The organism is Rhizobium sp. T1470, assembly GCF_042140505.1.
In the GTDB taxonomy this organism is placed as follows: Bacteria; Pseudomonadota; Alphaproteobacteria; order Rhizobiales; family Rhizobiaceae; genus Rhizobium; species Rhizobium favelukesii.
The window spans coordinates 1,488,808-1,506,820 of sequence record NZ_CP148091.1; the positions used below are offsets into that span (position 1 = coordinate 1,488,808).

Below are 18,013 nucleotides of genomic sequence, written 5' to 3' on the forward strand. Positions count from 1 at the left end.
AAAACGGCCTATTGAAAGGCCGTTTCGAAGAAGCTCCTGAGCTTGCGTGAATGCAGCGTTTCCGGCGGCATTGCCGCGAGCTTCTGGATCGCACGGATGCCAATCTGCAGGTGCTGGTTGACCTGCGTCCTGTAGAATGCAGTCGCCATGCCCGGCAGCTTCAATTCGCCATGCAGCGGTTTGTCCGATACGCAGAGCAAAGTGCCGTAGGGTACGCGGAAGCGAAAGCCGTTCGCTGCAATCGTCGCCGACTCCATGTCGAGCGCAATGGCGCGTGCCTGGGACAGGCGTCTGACCGGGCCGCGCTGGTCGCGCAACTCCCAATTCCGGTTGTCGATCGTGCCGACCGTGCCGGTGCGCATGATGCGCTTCAACTCGAAGCCTTCATAGCCGGTGACCTCGGCGACCGCACCCTCCAGCGCTACCTGCACTTCCGCGAGCGCCGGAATCGGCACCCAGACGGGCAGATCGTCGTCCAGGACATGGTCTTCGCGCATATAGGCGTGTGCCAGGACATAATCGCCCAGGCGTTGGCTGTTGCGCAGACCAGCGCAATGGCCGAGCATCAGCCAGGCATGCGGACGAAGCACGGCCACGTGGTCGGTGATCGTCTTGGCGTTGGACGGGCCGACGCCGATGTTGATCATGGTAATACCGGCATGCCCCTTCTTTTTCAGGTGGTAGGCAGGCATTTGCGGCAGGCGTGCAAGCGTAACGTCGGTCTCGGGGTGACTGGAGCCGGCATGCGTGATGATGTTGCCAGGCTCGACGAAGGCAGTATAGCCATCGCCCCCTTCTGCCATCAGCTTGCGTGCCCAGAGGCAGAATTCGTCGATGTAGAACTGGTAGTTCGTAAACAGCACGAAATTCTGGAAGTGCTGCGCGCCGGTTGCCGTGTAGTGCGCAAGACGGGCGAACGAATAGTCGATGCGCTGGGCCGTAAAGGCCGCAAGCGGTGAAGGTTCACCCGGCGGCGGGATGTATTCGCCGTTGGCGATTTCGTCGTCCGTCGTATTCAGGTCCGGCGTGTCGAAGAGATCGCGCATCGGAATGTCCAGGAAGGCTGCGGCTGATGCCTCGACATGCGCGCCCTCTCCGAAAGCAAAATGCAGCGGAATAGGCGTCGTCGATTCAGAGACGACGACCGGCACGTCATGATTTTTCATCAGCAGGCCAAGCTGCTGCTTCAGATAGTGCCGGAAAAGCTGCGGCCGCGTGATCGTCGTCGTGTAGACGCCCGGAGCAGTAACATGGCCGTAGGACAGGCGGGTATCGATGTGGCCGTAACTCGTCGTCTCGATGCTCACCTGCGGATAGAAGGCGCGATAGCGCGATGTGATCGGCGCGCCCTTGGCGAGCCTGGCGAAGCTCTCAATCAGGAAGGTGGTGTTGCGCTCGTAGAGTTCCGTCAGCACGTCGACAGCCTTGACCGGATCGTCAAAGGTTTGCGGAACGAAAGGTGACGGGGACGAAATGTCGAGGGGGGAAGAGATTCGTTTGCTCATGCGCCATTATAGAGTGTTGTTTTTAACAAGCAAACGACGCGTCGGAGGGGATTGCACGGATTTGGGCGCGGCGATGTGCCGCCGCGCCGATGGACTAGCGGCTTGTCCTGCAGAATGGGCTGGTGGCGTCGAAGCAGGTGTAGTTGGCTCCGAAATGAGACTGCGCACCGCCGCCCGCATTGCGGCTGACAACTGCCGAGAAGCTGACGGCGAAGACCGCCGCAAACAGTGTGATGATGGTGAAACGTCTTGCCAAAATGAGCATATCCATGACTCTGCCCCGGTATCGCCTTAGCGTTGAGACAGTTTTGCCACGTTGTGGCTGAACCGGTGCTGAGATCCCGGTTCATCAGGCGTTCAGGAAGCCGGGCAGCTTGAAGCGCGGCGGGCGCTGCTTATCTCTTTAGTCCCGCAAAGGAGATTTTCATGACGGCACCGATTGAGCTTTATTATTGGCCGACGCCAAATGGCTGGAAGATCAGTATCATGCTCGAGGAACTCGGCGTTCCCTACGAGGTCAAGTACATCAATATCGGCCGGGGCGAGCAATTCGCGCCGGAATTCTTAAAGATCGCCCCGAACAACCGCATGCCCGCGATCATCGATCCGGATGGTCCTGGCCGTGAACCGATCTCCGTGTTCGAGTCGGGCGCCATCCTGCAGTATCTCGGCCGCAAATTTGGGAAGTTCTATTCTTCGGACGAGCGCACACGCGTCCAGATCGAGGAGTGGCTTTTCTGGCAGGTGGGCGGATTGGGCCCGATGGCGGGCCAGGCGCATCACTTCCGCGGTTATGCGCCGGAGAAGATCGAATACGGTATCAAGCGCTATACCAATGAAGTAAACCGCCTATACGGCGTGATGAACACGCGGTTGGCAGAGCGCGACTATCTCGCCGGCGACTATTCGATCGCCGACATGGCCTGCATCGGCTGGGTCATTCCTTACGAGAAGCAGGGACAGGACCTCAACGAGTTTCCCAACCTGAAGCGCTGGTTCGAGACGATGATGGGGCGTCCGGCCGTAATCCGTGGCACGGCGATCGGCAAGGAAGAGCGCGAACGCAGCAACCTTGCCGAGGACAAGGAAGCACAGAAGATACTCTTCAATCAGCGCGCCCGCTGACACCGAATGCAGAAAAGCGCCCGGTCGGTTTCCAGGCGCTTCTCTTTCCGGTTCGTTTTTTTACAGGCGGGTCCAGGTCTGCGATTTGCAGAGCACGTTGAGGACGCACCCCTTCATCTTCAGCGAATTTCCGAGAACGTTGCCCGATCCGCTGTAGGTCTTGTCGTTGGCCGGATCCGTGATCTGGCCGGTATAGGTGACGCCGCTTCCTGCGAGCGTTCCAATCTTCTTGCCGGCATACTTGCCTGACTTCAGCACGATGCAGTAGCTGCCGCCGCACGATGCAATATGGGCCGTATCGCCCGCAGCCGTCTTCCAGTTGCCGACGATCGGCTCGTCTGCAGAGGCTGCCCCGGCGGCAAGCACCAATGCGCCAGCGAGAATAAGTGTGCGGATCATTCGTTCCTCCTAATGTCCAGGCGCGAAAATATATGACGCGAACGTAAACGTAAATGTATTTTTCGCCATTCGTGGCAACGGTTTTTCGCAATGCAAAAGCTTCGAAATCTTCCACTTCACGCAACTGGTAGTGATTTCGTGGTGAACGGAAGGTTGATTTTCAGATCTTAATATTCCGTAAAATTGTGTCGAAAATCCTTAATCTGCAGGGATCCCGATGTTTAACAAAAATCCAATTTTACCAAGCATTTGCACTTTGTTTGTCTCAAATTAATCATGCATTTTAGGCGTTTTTTGAAAGCCCCTTGGCATAGTGGAGCCATCAAACGAGCGGGGCAAACCCGCCGAACCGAAGGGTTCTAAAGCCGCGATAGACGGCAGGGTCCCAAAGGTAAAACAGGGCAAGTCGACAACAGGCTAAACAGGGATAAACCGATGGCACGCTTTGAAATGCACAATGCTGAAATGGCCACCATGGGTGGCGAGAACAACGCCGACATCTTCTGCGAAATGGGTCTGATGTATGCGACCGGCCGCGGCTGCGCCGTCGATCTGGTCGCCGCTCACAAGTGGCTGAATATCGCGGCGATCAAGGGCAACGACCGCGCCGCGGAGCTTCGCGCCGACGTTGCTGCAAGCATGGACAAGATGCAGCTCGTAGAGGCGCTACGTGCTGCTCGCGAATGGATGACGATCCACTGAGCACCGTCTGCCCGCCAGCGCGGGCGAAACCAATAACAACCTCAAAAGAGGGGTAGGCAGGCGCTTTGGACGGAGCCGATGCAACGAACGGCAGCAACCGCGACCGGCAGGAACAAGGCCGGCGCGGTTCTTTGCATTAACCCAGCGCCTTGAGCACCTGCGGCAATGCTTCCTCGAAAAGCGCCATGTCGGCCTCCGGTCCGACGCTGACGCGGATGCAGCGATTGAGCGGAGCCACACCCGGCATGCGGATGAAGACGCCATACTGCATCAGGCCATCGACGATGGCACGGGCATAGGTGCCGTCGCGTCCGGAATCGATCGCAACGAAATTCGTCGCGGAGGCGAGCGGAAGCAGGTCGTTAGCCTTAGCAATACCGGCGATCCGGTCACGCGCGCCGTGGATATTGGCAACCACCTCGGCGAGATAGGCCTGATCCTTGAGTGCGGCCAGCGCAGCGACCGTTGCCAGCCGGTTCATCCCGAAATGATTGCGGATCTTGTCGAAAGCGCGCGCCGTACCAGGTGTCGAAATGACGTAACCGACCCTGGCGCCGGCGAGGCCGTAGGCTTTCGAGAAGGTGCGCGTGCGCACGATGTTGGGCAGCTCGATCAGTGCGTCGATCGAGGGCAGAGATCCGGCCGGCCCGGTTTCGCTGTAGGCCTCGTCGAGGATGAGCATCGTGGTTTCGGGCAGCGCACGAGCAAATGCGACGATGCTTTCGCCATCCCACCAGCTTCCCATCGGATTGTCCGGATTGGCGAAATAGACCAGAGGCGCGTTCTCGCGCTTGACGGCCTCAAGGAGGCCGTCAAGATCCTCGCGGTCGCTCGCGTAAGGCACGGTGACGAGCCGCCCGCCGAAGCCGGTAACGTGGAAATTGAAGGTTGGATAGCCACCGAGCGATGTCACGACAGGTGCCCCCGGCTCGATCACGAGCCGTACGATCTGGCCGAGCAGTTCGTCGATGCCGCCGCCGATCGCGACAGACCCGATTGCGACGCCGAGATGGTTGGCAAGTGCTTCCCTGAGCACGTAGTTTTCAGGATCGTTGTATTTCCATATCTCGCCAGCCTGCTCACGCATGGCGGCGAGCACCGACGGGGCAGGGCCGAAGCCATTCTCGTTGGCGCCGATGCGCGCCTTGACCTGGAGGCCGCGCTGACGCTCGATCGCTTCTGGGCCGACGAAAGGAACGGTGGAGGGGAGGGCGCTAGCAAGCGGCGTGAAGCGCGAGAAGGCGGACATGCTGGGGCAATTTCCTGGATGCTGTGAAAAATCGGACCGACAATAGGCCCTGCTGCCGCCAAGGCAAGAAACATTATTCCCAGGTCCAGGCGATTTACATGCGCACGGATCCGCGAGCCTCGATAGCTTCCACATTGCCGCTCATGAAGTCGGCGCGAACGACTCGACGCAGAACTTCGGGCTCGATCGTATTGATGAACCGGACGCCGATCCGTTCGTTGTTGCGATAGACTTCGGCGCAACCGATCCGATAGGCAAGGCCAAGAATATTGAGGTAGTAGTGCTTCGGCAGGCCTCCGGTCGATGACACGATAAACGTGGCGCCACCGCGCGAGATATCGACGATCTCCGCACTGCGAATGGAGATACCCGTAAGGCAGGGTCGCACCGCGACGATCCGGGCTGGGCGCCTTACGGTGAATTGTTCCCAACGCGTCTCGTAAACCGCGGATTTCACGGTCGCAAGGTGTGTGGCGCGAAGCATCGACATCCCGCGTGTCTCCCTTGAACCAAGGTGATCTCGGTCCTCTTCGATTGGAGCCTCACACGAATGCTTTGCGCAATTGTCAAAGAAGAAAATACAATTTTAGCGATGCGGCCTTTTTCTGCCCGCACGCAGCCCTTCTGACTATATCCCCTTTACGTGCCGAACGCCGATTGGATCGCCAAGCACCGCGATTGTCGCGAAATGTCATCGAACTCTTTGCCGGCCCGCACGTTTGCCTAATTGTCGGAGACGTCCGGCGCTCCAAAATTGTAAAGCGAGGAAATCACAATGGTTGATGTCAGAGTTCCGTCGAAATCGTGGGTGGTCGTTTGCGATGGTGCCAAGGCATTGATCCTGCGGAACGCAGGCGATGTGGAATTGATGAACCTCAAGGTTGAGGAAATCTTGAGCCAGCCTAATGAACCGGACCGCGAAATAGGCACCGACAAACCGGGTCGAACCCACGCCGCCAATGGCCAGAGCGCTAGTGCTGTGGAGCAAACGGATTGGCACGAGCAGGCCGAAGCCGCGTTTCTGAAGCAGGTTGCCGCAAAGATGGATGAACTGGTGCGCGAAAAGAACGCGCGTCGCATCATTCTGGTTGCGCCGCCAAAGGCACTCGGCACGCTACGCGGCAATCTGACGGCCGATGTTCAGGCTGCGATTTCGGCTGAGGTGCCCAAGGATTATATCAATCTGCCGGTTGACCAGATAGAGCGGCATCTGGCCGCTTGACGCAATATCGTACAAGGTGGGTTTTACCGGTGCTGCGGGTTCTATGCCCCTGGCGCACCCCCTGCGAAAAGCGCCTCGTTTTCAAAAAAGAGCGCTACGAGTCGATCAATGACTGTGCGCACTTCCGGGCGCTGCCGCTCGTCGTCGTGAGCAGTGACCCACATCTCATAAGTCAGTTCATCGATGAGCGGGCCGGCGCGAACGAGGCTCTGATCGGCATCTCCGATGAAGCACGGCAATACCCCGCGTCCGGCACCGCCGCGGATCAGATAAAAGAGCATATGCGGCGTATTCGTCCAGCCTGTGATCCAATAATCCGGTTGCTCGAATGTCCACTTGTCGGCTGGCGTCGTGGCGATGTCGGTGCCGAGTGAAATCCAGTTGCGGTTGCGATCGTCGAAGCTGCGTGCCTGGTAAACGGCGTGTGCAACCGTAACGGATCGGCGGATGGCGACATTGCCGCTGTCGGGGCGGCTATGGCGTATGGCGATGTGCCCCTCGCGATAGGTGAAGTCGACGCCGGCATCGCAAGTCTTGTAGCACATGCGAAAAGCGTCCTTCGGGGTCCAGACGTTGGCAAGGCGGGAAGCGATAAAGCGTGATGTCCAGCTGTCCGCAGCCATTGAGACGATGGGATACGTCAGGACTTCGCCCCGCCAATCCGCAATGGACTGGGCCGCTTCCTGCATCAAGCGCACCCGCTCGAGGAGCGCAACGCCGTCCTTGGCCAGCAAGTATCCTGTCGGGCCGCGGCTGAAGAGCGCGCGTCCCGTCGCACGCTCCAGTGCCAGCATGCGACGGCCGATCGTAGGCGCGCTGAGGCCGGTTTGCGTTGCAGCAGCCGAAAGCCCGCCGCCGGTCGCGACATGAAAGAACAGTTGCAGATCGTCCCAACTCGCATCCTTCATGGATGAAAACCCCCTTTCTCCTGTGCGTCTACATCAAGAGCACCGGACGACTTAGCTCAGTCACTCCAGCAATAGATGGAGGCTGAAGCAATGGATCTCAACTGGGTGGCTCTCTGGAATGCGTTTCAAGATTGTGGTCGGAAAGTTCAAGGGGATCGGTTCGCCGACCCGCTTGAAGGGCTGGAATGGCAGGACCTTCAACTGATCGTTCGGCTCATCGCCTGGCGGGCCGCAAGGCGCAGTGCCGCGAGAAAGGCCGCGCTTTTGCAGGCGAAGTGTGAGAGCGGGCCGGATGGAGGCTACGTTTCGAAGTTCAGCCTCAAGACGTGATGCAGGAATTCCGGATTGATCAACATGTTGAAGCTGATCGTCACAAGGTCGCCCTCGCGCTTGACCACCGTCGAGCCGATCTCGTCATGGATGCCGAGGATCTCGAGGAAGAAGTGGTTCGGGACCTCGAGGTTCGGATTGACCTCCAGCACTGCGCCAGCAAGCGTGATGGTGCGGATCAGGCAGCGGACCTGCGTTCCCGTGCTGAGGTGATGCCCGACGAAGATGATCTTGCCGGGGCGGTCGAGCGCAAATTCCCGGTAAGCCTGCTCGGGCTGCGGGTGCTCTGTGTCGAGGTGCATCTGAAAGGCCATGGTAGCCTCCGCTTGTTGTAGGTTTCGAGATTAGCGCAAGATTGCTGACAACTTCTGAATAATCTCCCTACAATCCGAAGCTTATGCCTGTCTGAAGAGCAGAATGCGTCATTGTTGGGCAGGGATGGGCGGGGCTGAGGTTTAGGCGCCGCTTGACAGCCCGCCGTCCTTCAAGCATATCGGGCGTGGCTCGAGGCGCCGGCCGCTCGCGGACGACAAGTCCATGGTGAAGTCCTCGACAAGACCAGTCACAGCCAATTTGGTGCATGCTGACTGCAGGCAATGCGAGCTCCCTTGTACAGGTCGAAATGGCATGCCTTCCGAAAGGCTGAATCCGTGACCACTGCATATCCGACAATCGAAGAATTGAAATCGCAAGCCAAACGCCTTCGCCAGGCCATGGAAACACTCGGCACTGCGATCTCTCACAGCGCCGTGCTCGAGCTCGTTGCCCAGCAGCACGGCGTGCGCGACTGGAATACGCTCTCCGCGCTCGCCACTCGGCGGAACGAGGAGCCAATCTCCGCCATCTCCGTCGGCTCCCTGGTGAACGGCCGCTATCTGAACCAGCCGTTCACCGGCAAGGTGCTCGCGCTTGCGGGGCAGCCGGGAGGCGGGCTCCACAAGATCACCATCCACTTCGACGAACCGGTGAATGTCGTGACCTTCGAGAGCTTTTCCGCCTTCCGTCAGCGCATCAATGCACAGATCGACGGCAACGGCGTATCGCCGCGCAAGACGTCGAACGGCGTTCCGCATCTCGTGCTCGACATCTGGTGAGGCACCTAGTCTTTGCCGCGCGCGATGCTTGCGGCTGCCGAGGCCTCCTTCAAGGCCTCAGCACATTCCTGACAGCAAACCTCGACGGTTTTTCCGCCGAGTTTCACGCTGATGGTGTCGGGGCCGAGTTCACAGTCGCAGGCGGCACATGTGGTCTTCTTCATGGGATTATCCTCCGTTTGCCGTCCCGGCTTGGGACGATGCCATCAGAGCATTCCACCCACAGGACCGCTGTCGAAATCTTTAGCGATCATGCCCGCAAGCGCGCTGCGCGCTGGAATTCCGCTGGCGTCTGGCCGAAGGCCTGCCTGAAGGACGATGTGAAATGGCTGTGGCTGGAGAAGCCAAGATCGAGCCCGAGCGCCGTCAGATCCTCGTACCTGCCGAGCAGATCGAGCGCACGGGCAAGGCGCAGCCGCAACTGGTAGCGATAGAGCGGCGTCGCCTCCACTTGCTGGAAGACCTGGGTGAGATAGACCGGGGAGACGCCAACCTCTGCCGCGATATCGCTGAGCGTCCAGCGTCGCGAAAGATCGGAAGAGAGCACAAGCTTCGCGCGGTCGACGAGTTTCTGACGGCCGACGCTTGCGCCTGCGGCGTGCGACGTCCGCTCCCCGAGCGAACGTCGCACCAACGTGAGAACCAATGTCTCCGCCTCCAGGGTTTCGGCGGCGCCTCGATGCAGACCATGGCGAAGCAGCGCAACGAGCGCTTGCGCGCGCGGGTCGATGCGTCGCCGCTGGCGATGGAAGGAGACCGGAATGGAGGATTGCAACTGCTCTTTGGGGGCAAGTTCTGCCAACAGCGCCTCATCGATCGCAAGATCGAGGCAGGCATCCCCGCCCTCGACGGGATGGCTGATCCGGTAGCCTTGCGAAGCATTGAAGAACAGCACCTGATTGGCTTCCGCGACGGTGTCGTTACGTCCGGCATGGCGCATGAAGACACCGCGATAGGGATAAACCAAGCTGGTCTTGTGCGCGCATTCTTCATCACTTTTGTGGCGGCACTCGCCGCTGCAGACGACATCGCGAATCGCGATCGTTTTCGTCCTCAGCAGCAGGGCGGTCGAGAATTGCGACATCAGCTTCATTACCTTCTCGGACCGGGCAGCATCATCGGCCTATCCAATGCTAACCACAATCATTGCGATTGCTAGACGAATGCCGGCTGTAGATATGGACATCGCTTTCGGTCTGACCACGGGAGAGGCCGATATCTTTCAGCTGTTCGTCGGAAAGCTCCAGCAGCGCATTACGATCCCGACGTTCGCCCAGCTTGCGCGCGCTCCACCGGATCAGGCCGAGAAGCGTCGCGACCAACCATGGCCCGAACGTTTGCTTTGAAAAGGACCTGTGAAGGGGCAGTGTCTCGGTCGGGTGTGGCATGGCAATCCTCCATCCGTTGATGCTGATGGAGGAATTGAACCATCAGCGCCTTTGCGGCGCTGTCAGATTATTTAGCGATCGTCATCTCGCTTAGGCTTTCAGCAGCCACTCGTGTTCCGGCGCATTGTAGAACTTCCAGATGCGCTTTGGCCCAGCCATGACGTTCAGATAGTAGAGGTCATAGCCGTGGCAGGCCGCGCAAGGATGGTAGCCTTTCGGCACCAGCGTCACGTCGCCGTCCTCGAGCACCATCACTTCGTCCAGCGATCGGTCGTCGGTGTAGACGCGCTGGAAGCCGAAGCCCTGCGGCGGGTTGAGGCGGTGATAGTAGGTCTCTTCCAGCAAACTCTCGTTGGGAAGATCGTCCTGATCGTGCTTGTGCGGCGGGTAGCTCGACGTGTGCCCGCCCGGCGTGATGACTTCGACGACAAGCAGTGAATACGCCGAGGCGTCGTCTTCGGGCATAATGTTGTTGACGTGGCGCACATTGGTGCCCTTGCCGCGCGTCAGCGCCGGGTGGGTGCCGGGCGGAATCGCTTTCGCCTCGTAGGTGCCGCCGCCCGGAGCAGAGCAGACCGCGAGTTCGAGGTCCGTCTCGGCCGTCACCGACCACGCGGATTCCATCGGAATATAGAGCGCATGCGGTGCACCATCGAAGGGGCTCATGCGCTCGCCCAGCGTGCCGAAATCCTTGGTGCCGGCCTTGGCCTTGCCCTTGCCGCTGACCCAGACGAGGCAAACCTCGCGTTCGCCCGTTTCTCCCGAAACGGTTTCATTCGGTTTCAACCGATGCATGTCGAAGCCGACATAGGTCCAGCCGGCATTTTCCGGCGTGACATGAGTAACGCGGCCGTGCGCGCCCGACGGTTTCACCTTGAGGTTTGGCATTCGTGGTACTCCTTGATGATCTGGCTTTCTTGTCCTCGACCCCTCCGCGTTGCGGGAGGGGTCGTGGGAGGAGCAGAAATGCAATTGGCCACACCTGTCGCGGACGGCGCGCTATTCCTTGGGGAAGCCTTCGGTTTCCACCGTGTAACCGGCGGCGGTCATGACGCGCATCAATTCGGCGTGGCCAATCTCGGCCATTTTCTGCGGCGGAGCCCTGCGCGGATCCTGTTCGGCCTCGACGACGAACCATCCCTCGTAGCCGTGATCGGCCAGCCGCTGGACGATGGCGCCGAAATCGAGCGAGCCGTCGCCCGGCACCGTGAAAGCGCCGAGCGCCACCGCATCAAGGAAGGACTGCCGGCTGCGGTCCAACCCGTCCACCACGGGCTTGCGGATGTCCTTGACATGAACGTGGTTGATGCGGGCGTGGTGATTGTCTATGGCGCGCAACACGTCGCCGCCGGCAAAGGCCAGGTGCCCAGCATCGAGCAACAGCGGGATGCCTTGGCCCGAATTGCGCATGAAGGCGTCGAGTTCCGGCTCGGTTTCGACCACGGCGGCCATATGATGGTGATAGGAGAGCGGCATGCCCTCATCGGCACACCATTCCCCGAACTGGGTGACGCGGCGCGCATAGGCCTTCATCTCGTCGTCGGAGAGGCGCGGCTTGGTCGCCAGCGGCTTGGAACGGTCGCCCTGGATGGAGCGGCCGGTTTCGCCATAGACGATGCAGGGCGCATTGACCGCTTTGAACAGCTCGATCATCGGAGCGATGCGGTCCTTGTTGGCGGCAAGTTCCTCGTCGACCAAAGTGCCCGAGAACCAGCCGCCGCAAAGCGTCACGTCGGCGGCGCGTAGAATGGGCAGCATCTCCCTGGGATCGTTGGGGAAGCGGCGGCCCTGTTCCATGCCGGTAAAGCCCGCACTGCGCGATTGGCGCAGGCATTCCTCAAGGGATACATCGTCGCTGAGCTCAGGAAGGTCGTCGTTCCACCACGCGATGGGCGACATGCCAAGTTTGGCCTTCATCAATATTCTCCTTAAACGCATTTTCTGAGGAACGGCAATCGCTCTTCCGAAAAACGACAACAATCAACTAGCTGATACGCTGGGCGGCGCGCGCTTCGACGTAGGCCTTGCGCGCCTTGTTGACCTGCTCGCGCGGGCTGACTTCGGGGACGGCAACATCCCACCAGTAGCCGCCGGCTTCCGTGGTGATCAGCGGGTCGGTGTCGATGACGAAGACCGATGTGCGGTCGTTCCTCTTCGAGTCGGCGATTGCCTTCTCGAGCTCGGCGATCGACGCGACCTTCACGGCAACGGCCCCCATGCTCTCGGCATGGCCCCGGAAATCGATCTCCGGCATCACTTCGTAGTGCGCGTCCTTCAGAAGGTTGTTGAAGTTCGCACCCCCGGTTGCCATCTGCAGGCGGTTGATGCACCCGTAGCCGCGATTGTCGAGCAGGACAATGTTGAGCTTCAGGCCGAGCATGACCGATGTCGCCAGCTCGGAATTCAGCATCATGTAGGAGCCGTCGCCGACGAGGACGAACACTTCCTTTTCGGGATGCGCCATCTTGGCGCCAAGGCCGCCGGCGATCTCGTAGCCCATGCAGGAGAAGCCGTACTCCATATGGTAGCTGCCCGGTGCGGTCGCCGGCCAGAGCTTGTGCATCTCGCCCGGCAAACCGCCCGCTGCGCAGAGGCCGATGGCCTTTTCGAGATCAATCGAGCGTGTAACCGCGCCGATCACCTGGGCATCGGAGGGCAGGGCGGCATTGGTGCTCGCCATCGCCTTGGCGGCTGCCTCCATCCAGACCTGCTTTTCCCGTTCTGCCTTCTGCGCCAATGCAGCCGGTGCCTTCCAGCCGGCGAGGCCGCTCGACACGGCCTTCAGGCCTTCGCGGGCGTCGGCCACCAACGTCTGGCCGTCGTGCTTCGCGGCATCGTAGGCGGCGATGTTCAGGCCGAGAATATTCAGCTTCTCGTTCTGGAAGAGCGCCCACGAACCGGTCGTGAAGTCCTGGCAGCGTGTTCCGACCGCGATGATCAGGTCCGTTTCGACGGCAATCGCATTGGCTGCCGATGTGCCGGTGACACCAACCGAGCCAAGCGCCAGCGGATGCCGCTCGTCGATCGCCGACTTTCCGGCCTGCGTGACGACGACCGGAATGCGGTGCTCCTCGGCGAAGGCGGTCAGTTCCTTGGTCGCCTGCGAGTAGAGGACGCCGCCGCCAGCGATGATGACCGGCTTTTCGGATTTCTTGATGAGCGCAATCGCATTCGCCAGCTCATCGGCATCCGGGCGCGGACGGCGCGTCGTCCAGACGCGTTCCTCAAAGAAGCTCTCTGGATAATCGAAAGCTTCCGCCTGCACGTCCTGGCAAAGAGACAGCGTAACCGGGCCGCAATCCAGCGGATCGGTCAGCACCTGCATGGCACGCTTCAGCGCCGCGATGATCTGTTCCGGCCGCGTGATCCGATCGAAATATCGCGAAACCGGGCGGAAGGCGTCGTTGGCCGACACTGTACCGTCGCCAAAATCCTCGATCTGCTGCAGCACCGGATCCGGCGCGCGGTTGGCGAAGACGTCGCCCGGCAGGAAGAGAACAGGAATGCGATTGACGTGCGCGACACCGGCAGCCGTCACCATGTTGAGTGCGCCGGGGCCGATGGAGGTGGTGCACGCCATGAATCGCTGGCGGAAACTCGCTTTGGCATATGCGATGGCCGCATGCGCCATGCCTTGCTCGTTGTGGGCGCGAAAGGTCGGTAGTTCACCGCGCACCTGATAGAGCGCTTCGCCGATGCCGGCAACGTTGCCGTGCCCGAAGATCGCCCAGACGCCACCGAAGATCGGCACCTTCTTGCCGTCGACGATGGTCATCTGCTTCTTGAGGAAATGCGCAACCGCCTGCGCCATCGTCAATCGTACAGTCTTGCCCATGGGGCACCTCCCAAATGCTCTAATTAATGTAGGCCGCGGGTTTTCAACCAGGCCTCGGTCAATTGGCGGAAGCGTCCGGCCATATCGGCGATCGCCTCCTCGTCGTTCATCTTGCCGGACAGCCAGGCGCGTGCCGCATCGGCAAAAATCGTCCGCCCCACGGCAAAGCCTTTGACGGAAGGGGCGGCCAGCGTCGCCTCGAAGCCCTTCACCAGCTCGTCGGCCGGCGCTTCAAGGCCGAGCAGCACGATGCCGCGGCACCAGGGATCGTGCTTGGCGATCACGGCGTCGATCTTCTTCCAGGCAGCCGTCGAGGCCTGAGGCTCCAGCTTCCACCAGTCGGGCTTGATGCCAAGTGCATAAAGCTCTTCCATCGCCGTCGAGATCGTATCGTCCGTCAACGGCCCGTTCTTGCTTGCAATGATCTCGATGAGCAGTTCGCGGCCGACCTTGCGAGCGGCCTCGAATAGCGTGCGCAGCTTTTCCTGCTGCTCGGTCTTCAGTGCTGCCGGATCATCCGGATGGTAGAAGCACAGGCACTTGATGCAATGGTCGAGCGGCCATTCTACGAGCTGCGAGCCGATGTCCTGGCTGAACTCGAAGCGCAGCGGCTTTGATCCCGGCAGTTCCACAGGGCGACCGATCCAGGCGAAGTTCTTGGTCGCCGCATCGAAGAAGGCGTCGCGCCCGAAGCGCTCATCGATCAACATTCCATAGCCATTGCGGCCATCCGCGACACGCGCGGCGGCTTGAACGGCAAGGCGCTTGAAGGCGACGATTTTCTTGTAATCGACGCCGAGCTCGTCGCAGACGCTTGTGAGCTGCGAGCGATGGTCGATCGCAAGCGCCATGAGAAGCGGAATATCGCCCTTGCGGGTCGAGGCCCAATGGATGTGGTTGATCGCGTCGTCCTTGCGCAGCGCGCGATGCTTGCTGCCGTGCTTCAGGAAGAAATCGAGCTCGGCCCAGGTCGGATATTCCGGCGAGCAGAGCAGGCGGGAAACGGCGAAGGCGCCGCAGGCGTTGGCCCAGGTGGCGCAGGTCTTCAGCGGCTCGTTCTTCAGCCAACCGCGCAAGAGGCCGGACATAAAGGCGTCGCCGGCGCCGAGCACGTTGAACACCTCGATGGGGAAACCTTCGCCGACAATGCCGTCTTCCAGATTGTCGCTGATTGGACCGTCATAGACGATGCAGCCCATGGCGCCGCGCTTGAGAACGATCGTTGCCGGCGACAGGCGGCGGATTTCCTTGAGTGCGCCGAGCACGTCGTCGGCCCCGGAGGCAATCAGGATTTCCTCTTCGGTTCCGACGATCAAATCGCAGTCTGGAAGCGTTTCCTTCATCTTAGATGAGACGCGGTCAGACTTCACATAGCGCTCGAAGCCCTCGGCGTGGCCCGCGAGACCCCAGAGATTCGGCCGATAGTCGATGTCAAAGATCACCTTGCGGCCGTTGGCCTTGGCGATTCGGATTGCCTTGCGCTGCGCGGCTTCGGTGTTCGGTCGGGAGAAATGCGTTCCCGACACCAGCACTGCGCGCGACGATTTTATGAAGCTTTCGTCGATATCGCCTTCATCGAGCGCCATGTCGGCACAATCCGAGCGGTAGAAAATCATCGGCGAAACGCCTTCGGCCTCGACGGCGAGAAGCACCAGCGCCGTCAGGCGTTCCTTATCGGTCCTGATACCTTTCGTCTCGACCCCTTCACGCGCCGATTGCTCGATGATGAAGCGACCCATCTGCTCGTCGCCAACGCGGGTGATCAGGCCGGACTTGAGTCCGAGGCGCGCGGTTCCGATGGCAATGTTGGCGGGGCAGCCTCCGACCGACTTGGCAAAGGAGCCGATATCCTCAAGCCGCGAACCGATCTGCTGCCCGTAGAGGTCGACCGAGGAGCGGCCGATGGTGATCACGTCAAGCGACGGCTCCGGCTGCGAGCCCGGGTTCGGTTGTGCCATGATGTCCTCCCGCTAGATTTTAGCTACGGCTTGATGCCTGCCGATTGCCAGTAATGAAACATCGGTTCCGTATTGTTGTCAATTCGGAATGTTTATTCCATTTTTCATTTCACCGATTTTGCGTGAGTTCTTTTCCGCCGCCGCTCGGCAATGGCGACTGGCAGGGCCATCGTCAGTGCCATCGAGGCCGAGAGCGAGCGGAAACCGGCAAAGTCCGCCTCCGCCACCTCGAACCAGCAGGTGGCGCGAGCAGCAAGCGGCGAAAAAGCCGAATCGGTGATGGCGACGACAGGCACGCCGCGATCCGCCAGTGCTTCCGCCTGGCTCAGGCTATCGGCGGCATAGGGCGAGAAGCTTGCGGCGATTGCCGCATCGTTCGGCGTCGCGAATTGCACCATCTCCGGATCGACGCCGTTTGGCGAAGCGACGATCTGGTGCCGGATATTCAGCTTCGAGAAGGCGTAGGTCATATGCGCAGTCAGCGGATAGGAGCGCCGCTTGGCGATCAGGTAGATCGTCTCCGCAGCCGCGAGAATCTCGACTGCCTTGGCAAAGGTGTCCGTCTGCACCGTGGCCGCCAGCCGGTTGATCGATTGGCTTGCGGCGGAAATGAAGCCGGATAGCAGGCTGGCATCTTCGTCCTCGCCGCTTGCCTTCTCCAGTGTCACGAGCCGCTCTTCATATGACAGTGTGCGGTCGCGAAGGCGCTCGCGAAAGATACTCTGCAGGTCCGAGAAGCCCACGTAACCGAGATGGTGTGCGAGGCGCACGAGGGTCGACGGCTGCACCTCGGATGCCGCCGCGATGCTTGCCGTCGTGCCGAATGCAATTTCATCAGGATTGCCGAGCGCAAAAGCCGCGACCTGTGCAAGGCGCTTAGGCATGTTTGCTTTGCGTTCGATGATGATGCTGCGCAGGCTCTCGAAGTCGCGCGGAACCCTAGCGGTCGTTTTGCTGTCACTGTCCATGCATGCGGTCCATTGAACGAAATAAACATTCCACAATGATCACCATAAATGATTTTCATACCGGAACCCAATTGTTTTTATTGCCTTGAAATCCAAGAGTTTTGAACGGTTCTCAAGTTTCGTGGCGCAAGCGTGCGCGGCAGGGGCGCTTGTCAAAATGATCTAAATATTCCAAAAACCACTCGGCATCTGGAGGAGATATGATGAAAGCACTGGGAATCGGCCTGATCGGCACCGGCTATATGGGCAAATGCCATGCCCTGGCGTGGAATGCGGTCAAAACCGTCTTCGGTGACGTCGAGCGCCCGCGCCTGGTTCATCTGGCCGAAGCCAATGCCGAGCTTGCCGGGAAGCGCGCCTCCGAATTCGGTTTCGAAAAGGCGACGGCCGATTGGCGCACGCTGATCGCCGATCCCGAAGTCGACGTCGTTTCCGTCACGACGCCGAACCAGTTCCATGCCGAGATGGCGATTGCCGCGCTCGACGCGGGCAAGCATGTCTGGTGCGAGAAGCCGATGGCGCCGGCGTACGCCGATGCCGAGCGCATGCTGAAGACGGCACGGGCCTCGGGCAAGGTTGCCGTTCTCGGCTACAACTACATCCAGAATCCCGTGATGCGGCATATCAAGGCGCTGATCGAGGAAGGGGCGATCGGTGCCGTCAATCATATCCGCGTCGAGATGGACGAGGACTTCATGGCCGATCCCCATGTCTTCTTCTATTGGAAGAGCGAACTTTCTGGCGGCTACGGCGCTCTGGATGATTTCGCCGTACATCCGCTGTCGCTGCTCTGGTATCTGTTCGGTCACGTGGAGGCTGTTATCACGGACATGGTGAAGCCGTACGACAGCCGACCGCTGAGGGAGGGTGGCCGTCGCGACGTCGAGAATCACGATGCGGCCAATGTTCTGATGCGCCTCGGCGGGGGCATCTCTGCTGTGCTGATGGCGAACCGCGCCGCTTGGGGGCGAAAAGGTCGAATCGCGCTGCAGATCTTCGGCTCGAAGGGCTCGATTGCCTACGATCAAGAGCGCATGAACGAATTCGAGCTCTACCAGGCGCAAGGCCGCGGCTCCGAACAGGGCTTCCGCAAGATACTCGCCGGCCCGGCTCACCAACCCTACGATCGTTTTATTCCGGCGCCAGGCCACGGGCTCGGCTTCAACGACCTGAAAATCATCGAATGCCGCGAATTGATCCGCGCAGTTTCCGGTGAGCCGTCGTCGATCGTGACATTCGAAGACGGTCTTAGGATAGAGAAGTCCGTTCACGCCATGGCACAGTCGTTCCACGAGCGCCGCTGGATCGAGATCGACTGAGGTCGATCAGC

General features: G+C 60.2%; 19 protein-coding genes and 1 pseudogene. 5 read left to right on the plus strand and 15 right to left on the minus strand.

Features of this window, described 5'->3' with window-relative positions; all coding sequences use genetic code 11:
- Positions 1 to 8: 8 nt before the first annotated feature.
- Both amn and WGT02_RS07450 read right to left on the minus strand, forming a co-directional pair.
- Positions 9 to 1,505 carry an AMP nucleosidase gene (gene amn / locus WGT02_RS07445; protein WP_024313723.1) on the minus strand — a complete coding sequence of 499 codons (1,497 nt, stop codon included), beginning with the start codon at positions 1,503 to 1,505 and terminating at the stop codon, positions 9 to 11.
- 94 nt (positions 1,506 to 1,599) lie between these two features.
- Positions 1,600 to 1,776 carry a hypothetical protein gene (locus tag WGT02_RS07450; protein ID WP_167546201.1) on the minus strand — a complete coding sequence of 59 codons (177 nt, stop codon included), beginning with the start codon at positions 1,774 to 1,776 and terminating at the stop codon, positions 1,600 to 1,602.
- Between the two features lie 155 nt (positions 1,777 to 1,931).
- Between WGT02_RS07450 and WGT02_RS07455 the strand changes: the two genes are divergently transcribed.
- On the plus strand, positions 1,932 to 2,630 hold the full coding sequence (locus WGT02_RS07455; protein ID WP_024313722.1) for a glutathione S-transferase N-terminal domain-containing protein: 699 nt from the start codon (positions 1,932 to 1,934) through the stop codon (positions 2,628 to 2,630).
- A 60-nt stretch (positions 2,631 to 2,690) separates the two neighbouring features.
- Here the strand turns inward: WGT02_RS07455 and WGT02_RS07460 are convergent, their stop codons facing one another.
- Positions 2,691 to 3,029 carry a DUF2147 domain-containing protein gene (locus tag WGT02_RS07460; RefSeq protein WP_024313721.1) on the minus strand — a complete coding sequence of 113 codons (339 nt, stop codon included), beginning with the start codon at positions 3,027 to 3,029 and terminating at the stop codon, positions 2,691 to 2,693.
- Positions 3,030 to 3,464: 435 nt separating this feature from the next.
- Here WGT02_RS07460 and WGT02_RS07465 point away from each other — a divergent pair, with 435 nt between their 5' ends.
- Positions 3,465 to 3,731, plus strand: coding sequence for a sel1 repeat family protein (locus WGT02_RS07465; RefSeq protein ID WP_024313720.1), 267 nt, complete (start codon positions 3,465 to 3,467; stop codon positions 3,729 to 3,731).
- 136 nt (positions 3,732 to 3,867) lie between these two features.
- Here WGT02_RS07465 and WGT02_RS07470 read toward each other — a convergent pair whose 3' ends face one another.
- Positions 3,868 to 4,980: a pyridoxal phosphate-dependent aminotransferase gene (locus tag WGT02_RS07470; protein ID WP_024313719.1), complete on the minus strand. Its 1,113-nt coding sequence runs from the start codon at positions 4,978 to 4,980 to the stop codon at positions 3,868 to 3,870.
- A 94-nt stretch (positions 4,981 to 5,074) separates the two neighbouring features.
- Positions 5,075 to 5,470, minus strand: a complete 396-nt coding sequence (locus WGT02_RS07475; RefSeq protein ID WP_208248499.1) for a PilZ domain-containing protein — start codon at positions 5,468 to 5,470, stop codon at positions 5,075 to 5,077.
- Positions 5,471 to 5,755: 285 nt separating this feature from the next.
- Between WGT02_RS07475 and WGT02_RS07480 the strand changes: the two genes are divergently transcribed.
- Positions 5,756 to 6,202 carry a host attachment protein gene (locus WGT02_RS07480; protein WP_024313717.1) on the plus strand — a complete coding sequence of 149 codons (447 nt, stop codon included), beginning with the start codon at positions 5,756 to 5,758 and terminating at the stop codon, positions 6,200 to 6,202.
- 41 nt (positions 6,203 to 6,243) lie between these two features.
- On the opposite strand, the gene WGT02_RS07485 is transcribed toward WGT02_RS07480, so the two are convergent.
- Positions 6,244 to 7,110 (minus strand): LysR family transcriptional regulator, encoded by an 867-nt coding sequence (locus tag WGT02_RS07485; RefSeq protein ID WP_024313716.1) that lies wholly within the window; start codon positions 7,108 to 7,110, stop codon positions 6,244 to 6,246.
- A 299-nt stretch (positions 7,111 to 7,409) separates the two neighbouring features.
- On the minus strand, positions 7,410 to 7,742 hold the full coding sequence (locus tag WGT02_RS07490; protein ID WP_024313714.1) for a hypothetical protein: 333 nt from the start codon (positions 7,740 to 7,742) through the stop codon (positions 7,410 to 7,412).
- Positions 7,743 to 8,090: 348 nt separating this feature from the next.
- On the opposite strand from WGT02_RS07490, the gene WGT02_RS07495 reads away from it, so the two are divergent.
- Positions 8,091 to 8,534, plus strand: a complete 444-nt coding sequence (locus WGT02_RS07495; RefSeq protein ID WP_208248496.1) for a glyoxalase superfamily protein — start codon at positions 8,091 to 8,093, stop codon at positions 8,532 to 8,534.
- 5 nt (positions 8,535 to 8,539) lie between these two features.
- On the opposite strand, the gene WGT02_RS07500 is transcribed toward WGT02_RS07495, so the two are convergent.
- The 8 genes and pseudogenes from WGT02_RS07500 to WGT02_RS07535 all read right to left on the minus strand — a co-directional run bounded on the left by WGT02_RS07500 (position 8,540) and on the right by WGT02_RS07535 (position 16,683).
- Positions 8,540 to 8,698, minus strand: a complete 159-nt coding sequence (locus tag WGT02_RS07500; protein WP_167546202.1) for a hypothetical protein — start codon at positions 8,696 to 8,698, stop codon at positions 8,540 to 8,542.
- 86 nt (positions 8,699 to 8,784) lie between these two features.
- Positions 8,785 to 9,618, minus strand: coding sequence for a helix-turn-helix transcriptional regulator (locus WGT02_RS07505; protein ID WP_208250500.1), 834 nt, complete (start codon positions 9,616 to 9,618; stop codon positions 8,785 to 8,787).
- A 49-nt stretch (positions 9,619 to 9,667) separates the two neighbouring features.
- A pseudogene (locus WGT02_RS07510) lies at positions 9,668 to 9,829 on the minus strand (DUF1127 domain-containing protein); the annotation flags it as partial.
- Between the two features lie 183 nt (positions 9,830 to 10,012).
- Positions 10,013 to 10,810, minus strand: coding sequence for a 5-deoxy-glucuronate isomerase (iolB, locus tag WGT02_RS07515; protein ID WP_208248492.1), 798 nt, complete (start codon positions 10,808 to 10,810; stop codon positions 10,013 to 10,015).
- Positions 10,811 to 10,921: 111 nt separating this feature from the next.
- Positions 10,922 to 11,839 carry a myo-inosose-2 dehydratase gene (gene iolE, locus WGT02_RS07520; RefSeq protein WP_024313710.1) on the minus strand — a complete coding sequence of 306 codons (918 nt, stop codon included), beginning with the start codon at positions 11,837 to 11,839 and terminating at the stop codon, positions 10,922 to 10,924.
- Between the two features lie 67 nt (positions 11,840 to 11,906).
- The gene (iolD, locus tag WGT02_RS07525) at positions 11,907 to 13,757 is read right to left on the minus strand and encodes a 3D-(3,5/4)-trihydroxycyclohexane-1,2-dione acylhydrolase (decyclizing) (RefSeq protein ID WP_024313709.1); all 1,851 of its coding nucleotides are present in this window, start codon (positions 13,755 to 13,757) and stop codon (positions 11,907 to 11,909) included.
- A gap of 23 nt (positions 13,758 to 13,780) precedes the next feature.
- Positions 13,781 to 15,715 carry a 5-dehydro-2-deoxygluconokinase gene (gene iolC / locus WGT02_RS07530; RefSeq protein ID WP_208248489.1) on the minus strand — a complete coding sequence of 645 codons (1,935 nt, stop codon included), beginning with the start codon at positions 15,713 to 15,715 and terminating at the stop codon, positions 13,781 to 13,783.
- A 104-nt stretch (positions 15,716 to 15,819) separates the two neighbouring features.
- The gene (locus tag WGT02_RS07535) at positions 15,820 to 16,683 is read right to left on the minus strand and encodes a MurR/RpiR family transcriptional regulator (RefSeq protein ID WP_024313707.1); all 864 of its coding nucleotides are present in this window, start codon (positions 16,681 to 16,683) and stop codon (positions 15,820 to 15,822) included.
- A 203-nt stretch (positions 16,684 to 16,886) separates the two neighbouring features.
- Between WGT02_RS07535 and WGT02_RS07540 the strand changes: the two genes are divergently transcribed.
- On the plus strand, positions 16,887 to 18,002 hold the full coding sequence (locus WGT02_RS07540) for a Gfo/Idh/MocA family protein (protein WP_024313706.1): 1,116 nt from the start codon (positions 16,887 to 16,889) through the stop codon (positions 18,000 to 18,002).
- The last annotated feature ends 11 nt before the right edge of the window (positions 18,003 to 18,013 follow it).

Bases quoted from the DNA above. Each gene is read 5' to 3' on its own strand.
- amn (WP_024313723.1), bottom strand. From the start codon at position 1,505: ATGAGCAAACGAATCTCTTCCCCCCTCGACATTTCGTCCCCGTCACCT.
- WGT02_RS07450 (WP_167546201.1), bottom strand. From the start codon at position 1,776: ATGGATATGCTCATTTTGGCAAGACGTTTCACCATCATCACACTGTTT.
- WGT02_RS07455 (WP_024313722.1), top strand. From the start codon at position 1,932: ATGACGGCACCGATTGAGCTTTATTATTGGCCGACGCCAAATGGCTGG.
- WGT02_RS07460 (WP_024313721.1), bottom strand. From the start codon at position 3,029: ATGATCCGCACACTTATTCTCGCTGGCGCATTGGTGCTTGCCGCCGGG.
- WGT02_RS07465 (WP_024313720.1), top strand. From the start codon at position 3,465: ATGGCACGCTTTGAAATGCACAATGCTGAAATGGCCACCATGGGTGGC.
- WGT02_RS07470 (WP_024313719.1), bottom strand. From the start codon at position 4,980: ATGTCCGCCTTCTCGCGCTTCACGCCGCTTGCTAGCGCCCTCCCCTCC.
- WGT02_RS07475 (WP_208248499.1), bottom strand. From the start codon at position 5,470: ATGTCGATGCTTCGCGCCACACACCTTGCGACCGTGAAATCCGCGGTT.
- WGT02_RS07480 (WP_024313717.1), top strand. From the start codon at position 5,756: ATGGTTGATGTCAGAGTTCCGTCGAAATCGTGGGTGGTCGTTTGCGAT.
- WGT02_RS07485 (WP_024313716.1), bottom strand. From the start codon at position 7,110: ATGAAGGATGCGAGTTGGGACGATCTGCAACTGTTCTTTCATGTCGCG.
- WGT02_RS07490 (WP_024313714.1), bottom strand. From the start codon at position 7,742: ATGCACCTCGACACAGAGCACCCGCAGCCCGAGCAGGCTTACCGGGAA.
- WGT02_RS07500 (WP_167546202.1), bottom strand. From the start codon at position 8,698: ATGAAGAAGACCACATGTGCCGCCTGCGACTGTGAACTCGGCCCCGAC.
- WGT02_RS07505 (WP_208250500.1), bottom strand. From the start codon at position 9,618: ATGTCGCAATTCTCGACCGCCCTGCTGCTGAGGACGAAAACGATCGCG.
- iolB (WP_208248492.1), bottom strand. From the start codon at position 10,810: ATGCCAAACCTCAAGGTGAAACCGTCGGGCGCGCACGGCCGCGTTACT.
- iolE (WP_024313710.1), bottom strand. From the start codon at position 11,839: ATGAAGGCCAAACTTGGCATGTCGCCCATCGCGTGGTGGAACGACGAC.
- iolD (WP_024313709.1), bottom strand. From the start codon at position 13,757: ATGGGCAAGACTGTACGATTGACGATGGCGCAGGCGGTTGCGCATTTC.
- iolC (WP_208248489.1), bottom strand. From the start codon at position 15,715: ATGGCACAACCGAACCCGGGCTCGCAGCCGGAGCCGTCGCTTGACGTG.
- WGT02_RS07535 (WP_024313707.1), bottom strand. From the start codon at position 16,683: ATGGACAGTGACAGCAAAACGACCGCTAGGGTTCCGCGCGACTTCGAG.
- WGT02_RS07540 (WP_024313706.1), top strand. From the start codon at position 16,887: ATGAAAGCACTGGGAATCGGCCTGATCGGCACCGGCTATATGGGCAAA.